Source organism: Albidovulum sp., from assembly GCF_049646345.1.
Lineage (GTDB): Bacteria > Pseudomonadota > Alphaproteobacteria > Rhodobacterales > Rhodobacteraceae > Albidovulum.
The window spans coordinates 1-7454 of record NZ_JBARVQ010000783.1 but is presented as its reverse complement, the minus strand read 5'-3'; the positions used below and the strand labels follow the sequence as shown (position 1 = coordinate 7454).

The following is a 7454-nucleotide window of genomic DNA, read 5'->3' as shown; positions in this document are numbered from 1 at the left end:
CACTTCCAGATCGTCTCCTGAGCCTACGAGTGACAGCGTCAACCGTCCGGTACGCTGCGCAAGGGCAAGTGCGGCGACCTGCTGAGGGGTCCCTTCCACCGTTACAGTACGGGCAATCTGGGTTTCTTCGCTGCGGTCTGCATCGGCACTCTGGTTGATCGCAATCAGCTTTACGGCTGTGTCGATCAGTTTCGTAACTTCTTGCCGACCGATTTTGCCGCTCCAGTAGACGTCGACCCGATCACCCGGACGCAGGAAGCCGGCGACGCCGGATGTCACGTCAACCTTGAGAGTGAATGCGCGCTTTCCGGCCCCCAGCACAGCGTTGATTCCGGCATCGACGCCGGGCTCGGTTATCTTCGATGCAAGAATGGGCTCAAAGGGCTCATGGCTCCGCATCGCGGCGCGGGGACGGGTTTCACCTTCCCAGAAGACGGGGACGACCTGCTTGTTGCCATCCTGAGGCGCAACGATGGCATTGAACGCGCCTTTCGGCACCCTGTTGGCCTGCCACTTGATCACCTCCATGTCGTCGCGCGAGATCCGCTCGCCATACTGGAAGGCCCGTTTTGCGACGACGACATCAACCAGCTTGGGGGCCCGCGCCTGCGCTGCTTCAAGGGCCTTGGCCCGTGCGCTCATGTCGTCCAGATAGCCCTGCGCCATATAAACGGCGAAACTGGCCAAGGCGACCCCGACTACCAGTACCAAGCCAAACACCAGTCGCATTGCGAAACCTTTCTCAGATCAGTCTATGGAAAGCGGGTCGGTTCCACCCGCACTTCCGCCCCTTTAGCCGGGAATATCGATTTGGAATACGGCGAAATGGTGGTCAAAGCGAGCCGGGCGGGTGGAATTTTCTCGAAATAAGAAACATTCCGCGCATCTCCACCACCTAAGTCGAAAGGCGCCCACAGAATGGACGCCTTTACATAGGCATTCAAGCCACTCGTCTTTGCAGTGGAGGACTAGAAAGTATCGTCGATCGTCATCGTGCTCAGATGGTCCTGGATGCGCTGCCCGATACTGGTCATGTTGCCCTGCAAAGACCCCATTGCCAGAACCACAAGACCGCACACGCTTGCTGTCAGCACAACCCAATCAACTGTTACAGCTCCGCTTTCGTCGGTGACAAAGCGGGAACGCACTGTCCTGATAATCATTTCATTCAGCTCCTTGGTCGACGGTGACGATGCTTGTCTTATATCCGCCGGCGCCCCTTATCCTGACTGCAGCTTATCTATGGTAAAGTGGCACGACTTGGGCACGCATCGTTCTTTTTTGCGCTGACGTAGAGTTTTTTCAGACGCTTCGCGGCCGCTAAATAAGAAAACCGCGCACAATGGCGCGGTTTTCTGTATTTGCATTTGTCCAGTCGTGGGACATTAGCCGCCGACTTGGACCGTCGACAGGTAGTCGCCAATGGCGGACGACAGGGTTTCCGTACCGTCACGAACGGCGGCAAGGGCCGCGACGCCGAGGCCGACAACCGCAGCGGTCAGCACGACCCAGTCAACCGTGACCGCGCCGTCTTCTTCGTTGTTAAAATCTTTAGCAAGCTTGAACAGTTTCATGTCTCTCTCCGTTTGTTCGCCCGTTGCACCATCCGCGCCAGTGGATATCGAAGGTATTTTCGAGACCCCCGCTTTCGTCGCGGCATGGGCATATCTGGCTGTCCAAACGTGGCAGGAGTTTGGCGTTGGTCGTACATTTTATAGCTAACTTAACTTTTTCACGAAGTAATCCTAACACACTGAAAATAAACAAAATAATATACGAGCCAAAAGGTGTTTTCGCCCCTTCTCGCTGTTGCTGAAAGGCCGAATCGGGACTGAAAGAGGTGCTCTGGGCGTGGAAAAGCTGGCTCAACGCCCCGCTTTCTGAGACAACTATGCCAAACAAAACCAAGAGCAGACAGGCAGTCATGATGGTTCGGTATGGTATCCGCACGGCGGCGCGCTTCAGTATCGCGACCGCTATGATGGCGGGATGGGCGATTGCAGAAACCCCACCGGCTGAAATAGTAGTGCCATCGGTTGAAGCGACGCCGTCGGACTATCCCGAGTTTACATTCAAACGGATCGGGGCGCCGAAATCGACAACGGCACGGCGGATCACGGTACAGATCGACCCCGAAGAGCAGGCGCGCCGACTTGCCGCCGGTCCGTTGCCACCTGCAAAGAACCCCATTCCGCGGGGCGAGGCGGCACCTGGGCTGAAGCCTTCAAGTCCGGCAAGCCCAAGTCGCTACGATTGGTACTGGGACGCTGTCTCTCCGGCAATCGGCGATGGCGACGGGCGCTTTGCCTCTGCCATTACGGCGCTTGAACAGGGACCGGATGGCAAGGCCGTAGCAGCCCCCCGCCTGCAACATCTGCAAGACATCGCGACTGTTCATGGTTCCGAGATCCTCAAGGCGACCATCGGAACCGACGTCTCACCGGCGCTGGTTCTTGCCGTCATCGGTATCGAAAGCGCGGGCAAAAGCGATGCGGTTTCATCGGCGGGGGCGGTTGGCCTGATGCAGCTGATCCCGGCAACCGCCGACAGGTTCGGCGTCTCAGACAGCACAATCCCGGCGCAGAACATCAAGGGCGGTGTGGCCTATCTCGATTGGCTGATGAAAGAATTCAACCGAGATCCGCTGATGGTTCTGGCCGCCTACAATGCTGGCGAAAATGCCGTCAAGAAAAACGGAGGGGTACCTCCCTTCGCCGAAACCCGGGCCTACGTGCCCAAGGTGCTTGCTGCATGGATGGTGGCGCGGGGGCTCTGTGTGACCCCACCCGAATTGGTCAGCGACGGTTGCGTTTTCACGGTGAACGGATGAGTTTGCCCGTATGACCGATGTAAAGCCGCTGGCCCTAGACGTCGACGGGACGTTTCTGAAAACCGATATGCTGTTCGAATGCTTCTGGGCCGGACTTGGGACCGCCCCGGTTGCAACATTGCTTGCAGTTTTGCGCAACTTCAACCGGCCCGCCAAACTGAAGGCAGAGCTTGCCGAGATCGCGCCTATCCGGACCGATCTTTTGCCGGTCAACCCGGATGTCGCCGATCTCGCCCTGCGGTCCCGCATGGCCGGACGCGAGGTGGTGCTCGCCTCGGCATCCGATCACCGTCTGGTTGAGCGTCTCGCGACGGAATACGGTCTGTCTCCACAGGTCTTTGCGTCGGATGGCACGATCAACCTGAAAGGCCCGACAAAGGTGGAGGCTCTTGTCGAGGCTTATGGCGAGCGTGGCTTCGACTATGCCGGAGACAGCTCTGCCGACCTGCCGGTTTGGGAACGGGCGGAAAACGCCCTTGTCGTGGGGCATATGGCGACGGCCCGGGCGCTGTCGGCGACCGGTCAGAATGTCGTGGAATATCCCGGCGGATGGAAGTGGAAGGCCCTGCTGAAAGCGTTCCGGCCACATCAATGGGTGAAGAACGTCTTGCTGTTCCTTGCCATGATCGCCGCGCATCGCTTCGATCTGGAAACGCTTGTCCCGATCCTGTGGGGCATCGTCGCCTTCTCTGCCGCCGCGTCCTCAATCTACATCGTCAACGACCTGTTGGATCTTGAGGCTGACCGGCTTCACCCGACAAAACGAAACAGACCCTTTGCGAGCGGCGATGTCCCCATTGTCGTCGGCATGGCGGCGTTTGTCGCCCTTGCGCTTGTCGCCATTGGCATCTCGGCCGCCCTGAACTGGGCATTCTTCGGTGTGATCCTTCTCTATATGGGGACTTCGCTGGCCTATTCGCTCAGGTTCAAGCGCATGCGCTGGGTCGATATCGCGACGCTTGCCGGGCTCTATACGATCCGGGTTATCGCGGGGGCGACCGCCGGTGAGGTCTATGTGTCAATCTACATGCTGATCTTCATCTTTCCGATCTTCGTGACACTCGGTTGTGTGAAGCGGCTGACGGAACTAACCCTTGCCACCTCTGACGAACCGCTTCCGGGGCGGGGATACAGCCGCCGTGACCGGAATGATCTGCTGAATGTCGCAAACCTTGGCGCCTTCGGTGCGCTGTTGATTTTCTTCCTCTACTCGATCAGCGATCAGGGGCAGGAACTGTATCCGACGACTTGGATTCTGTGGATCGCAATGTTCCCCATGGCGTGGTGGCTGATCCGCATGGTGCTCCTGGGCTGGTCCGGCAAACAGGATTACGATCCGATCGTCTTTGCCATGCGCGACAAATTCGGCATCGGACTGCTGATGATCACGCTCAGCCTGATGTTCTGGGCTGCCGGGCTCTGGGCGGAATGGTTCGGGATGTGACCGGCGGTCAGCCCTTCGGCTTCATCCGGTAAACCCCTTCGGGCAGGTTGAGGGCGGCGGCCAGTTCCCGCACCTGCGCCATGGACATCACGATCTTACAGACTTCGTCCTTGCGCGGATCGTATTGTTCGATTGTCACGCATTCGGAGAAACTCTGGATCGTCACATCCTCTTCCAGATGTGTGCTACCCTCATCGACGAGGGTGATGACAGTCGCGTCAAAATCGTGCTCGATGGTGAACATGGAGGAAGACTAACGCGGAGCTGCCCGGGTCACAATGGCTGGTGTCTGCACAAGGCAATGTGATTGCAGGGCCTTTCGCCGCGCCAATCTCGGCGCTATTCTGCGGCCGAGGGGCCAGAGCAGCGCCCTGTAGCGTTTTGAGTTGCGTTGAATCAAAGTTCGAACCTTATTCGTTCGAATTCTGATTATTGAGTCTCAACAAGAACCCGAAACGCCTTAAGCCCCGGAGAGGTGCATGAGAAAGCTATCAATCCTTGCGTGTCTGGCGCTTTCGGCCTGTATCGACGTTTCGCAACCTGCGCCGGTAACAGGCCCGCCGCCGCCAAAAGCAGGTCCGGCTTTGTCACCTGACAGGGCGGCGCGCAACTTCACCTCGGTCGTTGCCCGGATGGAGCCGGTGATCGAACAGGAATGCCGGGCCGCCCGCATCCGCTCCAACTGTAATTTTCGGATTGTCGTCGATGACCGGCCGGATCAGCCGCCGAACGCCTACCAGACGCTCGGCAAGAACGGCCGCCCCATCATCGCCTTCACGCTTGGCCTGATCGCCGAGGCGCGCAATGCCGATGAACTGGCTTTTGTCATGGGTCATGAGGCCGCGCATCATATTGAGGAACATATCCCGCGCCAGCAGCAGGAGGCACTGACCGGTGCGTTGATCTTCGGCGGGTTGACCGCCATTACCGGCGGGGACCAGGCAGCGATCCAGAGTGCGCAGAATATCGGCGGCACGCTGGGCGCACGGCGTTATGCCAAGGATTTTGAGCTGGAAGCAGACGCGCTGGGCACGGTTCTGGCCTGGAAGGCAGGATATGACCCGGAGCGTGGGGCTGCCTTCTTCACGCGCATCCCTGATCCCGGCAACCGGTTCCTTGGAACGCACCCACCTAATGCGAGCCGGATCGACACGGTGCGCCGCACGCTCGCGACCTTGCGCTGATCCGATTGGCGGGCCTTGATCCAGATCAAGGCCTTTCGCGCCCTTTCGCGGTGAAGCTGGCAACGGATTGCTGCAATGAAGGAGCGCGCCATGAGCGAGGTTGTCAGGCTCACCTGTCCAAGTGAAGGGCGCCGCCCGGATATGCCCTATTTCCTGACCGATCAGGAAACCCGCCGTCACGGCGTGGATATCGGCACCGCGATACAGAAGGGCATGCTGACGCCCGAGGATTTCCGCACCATCCTTGCCTATTGCCGCGATTGCCATGACGGGCCCGCTTTGCGTCAGGCACCCGGCCATGACCGCTGCGCCGACCGCGCCCCCGACTGGTGCGCCAATCGCGCCATTCTGGAAGGGCTGCGCGGCCTCGTCTGATCACTGCCTTTTCCGCACCCGCGATCCCCGTTAGACCGGGGGCGGAGGTGACATGCGGATCATCGAAAACGTCGTGTCGGATCGCGGGTCACGTTATGCCGTCTCTGGCGGCGAGGTTGCCGGGCGGACCGGGGCCGAGGCTTTCGTGGCTGATCTGAGGCGTATCAAGAAATTCGCCAAGGCCACGCATAACAGCTGGGCGGTTCTGGTCGAACAGGATGGTCAGCTCGATCCCGTGAAGAACGATGACGGTGAGGCGGGCGCGGGTGCGGTCATCCTGCGCATGCTGGAGCGCGAGGGGCTGGTCAATCACATCGTGGTCGTGACCCGCTGGTATGGCGGCGTGAAGCTGGGCGGTGACCGCTTTCGCCATGTGACAGCGGCGGTGCGCGCCTATCTGGCTGATCCGTGCTGACGGGCGCGCTGTGGCAATTCGGTCAACCCCGAGAGATGAGCGGCCCTTGCCGAGATGGTCAACGCTGGTACTGACCCCGCGCCGTCGATAGTTTCGCGTGAAAATCGGCGGGAGAAGACGATGAGCATGAACATTGCAGCAGAGCTTCGGCGACTGGTGAACACCGCCACATGGTCATGGCAGGGCTTCGCCTCAGCCTGGGCCACGGAAAAGTCGCTGCGTCAATGGGTGGTCATCAATGTCCTCTCCGGCGGGCTCGCCTTCTGGCTCGACCTGACGGCGGGGGAACGGGCGCTGATCCTCGCGCTGGGCCTGATCATCCTTGCCGCAGAATTGTTCAACACCGCGATCGAAGAGATCGTCGACCTCGCCTCGCCCGAAAAGAACCCCCATGCGGGAAAGGCCAAGGATTGCGGCTCTGCCGCTGTCGCATTGACGGCAATGGCGGGCGGGCTTGCCTGGCTTGTGATCCTATTGGGGTAGGGGATACCGGTATCGGCGGCAGGCCCGCGTCATGATAATGTGAGGCTACGGTGCTTGGGTGGGTGGCCCGCAGCACGAACGACGCGACATCCGAAGTGATGCGAAGACCCCGCTGCCGCACTCCCCGGCAGCGGGGTTTTTTATGCAGATATGACGAACATTGCGTGGCTTCGGATCAAAGACGATGAAGCCGGAATGTTGTGCAGCTAAAGGCGCCGCCCCCACAGATCGTATTCGCTCGCTTCCTCGACCTCGATGGTCACGATGTCGCCGGGCGCCAGCCCCTCGAAATCTTCGTCGATGAAGAGATTGCCGTCGATCTCGGGGGCGTCGGCCTTGGTGCGGCAGGTGGCGCCTTCACCGTCAACCGTATCGACGATGACCTCGATGCGTGTGCCCACCTTGGCGGCCAGCTTCGACTCGGATATCGCCTGCGCTTTTTCCATGAACCGGTCCCAGCGGTCCTGCTTGACCTCATCGGGGACGTGATCGGGCAGGGCGTTCGAACGGGCGCCATCGACGTTTTCGTATTGAAAGCAGCCGACCCGGTCCAGTTGCGCCTCGTCCATCCAGTCGAGCAGGGTCTGGAACTCTTCCTCCGTCTCACCGGGATAGCCGACGATGAAGGTCGAGCGCAGGACGATTTCGGGATTGATGCCGCGCCATGTCGCGATCCGCTCCAGCGTCTTCGAGGAGGCTGCGGGGCGGGCCATCCGCTTGAGC

At 59.9% G+C, this 7454-nt stretch carries 10 protein-coding genes and 1 pseudogene; 6 read left to right on the top strand and 5 right to left on the bottom strand.

Features of this window, described 5'->3' with window-relative positions:
- The 3 genes from cpaB to WBB85_RS20620 all read right to left on the bottom strand — a co-directional run.
- On the bottom strand, positions 1-711 hold a 711-nt coding region (gene cpaB / locus WBB85_RS20630; protein ID WP_432640462.1), incomplete at its 3' end, for a Flp pilus assembly protein CpaB.
- A gap of 257 nt (positions 712-968) precedes the next feature.
- Positions 969-1163, bottom strand: a complete 195-nt coding sequence (locus WBB85_RS20625) for a Flp family type IVb pilin (protein WP_432640461.1) — start codon at positions 1161-1163, stop codon at positions 969-971.
- 222 nt (positions 1164-1385) lie between these two features.
- Positions 1386-1574, bottom strand: coding sequence for a hypothetical protein (locus tag WBB85_RS20620; RefSeq protein WP_432640460.1), 189 nt, complete (start codon positions 1572-1574; stop codon positions 1386-1388).
- A 350-nt stretch (positions 1575-1924) separates the two neighbouring features.
- Here WBB85_RS20620 and WBB85_RS20615 point away from each other — a divergent pair, with 350 nt between their 5' ends.
- On the top strand, positions 1925-2830 hold the full coding sequence (locus WBB85_RS20615) for a lytic transglycosylase domain-containing protein (protein WP_432640459.1): 906 nt from the start codon (positions 1925-1927) through the stop codon (positions 2828-2830).
- A gap of 10 nt (positions 2831-2840) precedes the next feature.
- Entirely contained in the window at positions 2841-4274 is a 1434-nt protein-coding gene (locus tag WBB85_RS20610) for a UbiA family prenyltransferase (protein WP_432640458.1), read from the top strand.
- Positions 4275-4281: 7 nt separating this feature from the next.
- On the opposite strand, the gene WBB85_RS20605 is transcribed toward WBB85_RS20610, so the two are convergent.
- Complete coding sequence (locus WBB85_RS20605; protein ID WP_432640457.1) at positions 4282-4518, bottom strand: hypothetical protein; 237 nt, start codon at positions 4516-4518, stop codon at positions 4282-4284.
- Positions 4519-4753: 235 nt separating this feature from the next.
- Here WBB85_RS20605 and WBB85_RS20600 point away from each other — a divergent pair, with 235 nt between their 5' ends.
- The 4 genes from WBB85_RS20600 (at position 4754) to WBB85_RS20585 (ending at position 6731) form a co-directional block, all read left to right on the top strand.
- The gene (locus WBB85_RS20600; RefSeq protein WP_432640456.1) at positions 4754-5458 is read left to right on the top strand and encodes a M48 family metallopeptidase; all 705 of its coding nucleotides are present in this window, start codon (positions 4754-4756) and stop codon (positions 5456-5458) included.
- A 90-nt stretch (positions 5459-5548) separates the two neighbouring features.
- Positions 5549-5833 carry a DUF6455 family protein gene (locus tag WBB85_RS20595; RefSeq protein ID WP_432640455.1) on the top strand — a complete coding sequence of 95 codons (285 nt, stop codon included), beginning with the start codon at positions 5549-5551 and terminating at the stop codon, positions 5831-5833.
- Positions 5834-5885: 52 nt separating this feature from the next.
- Positions 5886-6248 carry a YigZ family protein gene (locus WBB85_RS20590; protein ID WP_432640454.1) on the top strand — a complete coding sequence of 121 codons (363 nt, stop codon included), beginning with the start codon at positions 5886-5888 and terminating at the stop codon, positions 6246-6248.
- A gap of 120 nt (positions 6249-6368) precedes the next feature.
- On the top strand, positions 6369-6731 hold the full coding sequence (locus WBB85_RS20585; protein WP_432640453.1) for a diacylglycerol kinase: 363 nt from the start codon (positions 6369-6371) through the stop codon (positions 6729-6731).
- Positions 6732-6937: 206 nt separating this feature from the next.
- On the opposite strand, the pseudogene WBB85_RS20580 reads toward WBB85_RS20585, so the two are convergent.
- Positions 6938-7454, bottom strand: a pseudogene (locus WBB85_RS20580) (30S ribosomal protein S12 methylthiotransferase RimO); the annotation flags it as partial.

Excerpts from the sequence above, each read along its gene's own strand:
- WBB85_RS20595 (WP_432640455.1), top strand. The coding sequence starts at position 5,549 with ATGAGCGAGGTTGTCAGGCTCACCTGTCCAAGTGAAGGGCGCCGCCCG.
- WBB85_RS20620 (WP_432640460.1), bottom strand. The coding sequence starts at position 1,574 with ATGAAACTGTTCAAGCTTGCTAAAGATTTTAACAACGAAGAAGACGGC.
- WBB85_RS20590 (WP_432640454.1), top strand. The coding sequence starts at position 5,886 with ATGCGGATCATCGAAAACGTCGTGTCGGATCGCGGGTCACGTTATGCC.
- WBB85_RS20605 (WP_432640457.1), bottom strand. The coding sequence starts at position 4,518 with ATGTTCACCATCGAGCACGATTTTGACGCGACTGTCATCACCCTCGTC.
- WBB85_RS20585 (WP_432640453.1), top strand. The coding sequence starts at position 6,369 with ATGAGCATGAACATTGCAGCAGAGCTTCGGCGACTGGTGAACACCGCC.
- WBB85_RS20600 (WP_432640456.1), top strand. The coding sequence starts at position 4,754 with ATGAGAAAGCTATCAATCCTTGCGTGTCTGGCGCTTTCGGCCTGTATC.
- WBB85_RS20615 (WP_432640459.1), top strand. The coding sequence starts at position 1,925 with ATGATGGTTCGGTATGGTATCCGCACGGCGGCGCGCTTCAGTATCGCG.
- WBB85_RS20625 (WP_432640461.1), bottom strand. The coding sequence starts at position 1,163 with ATGATTATCAGGACAGTGCGTTCCCGCTTTGTCACCGACGAAAGCGGA.
- WBB85_RS20610 (WP_432640458.1), top strand. The coding sequence starts at position 2,841 with ATGACCGATGTAAAGCCGCTGGCCCTAGACGTCGACGGGACGTTTCTG.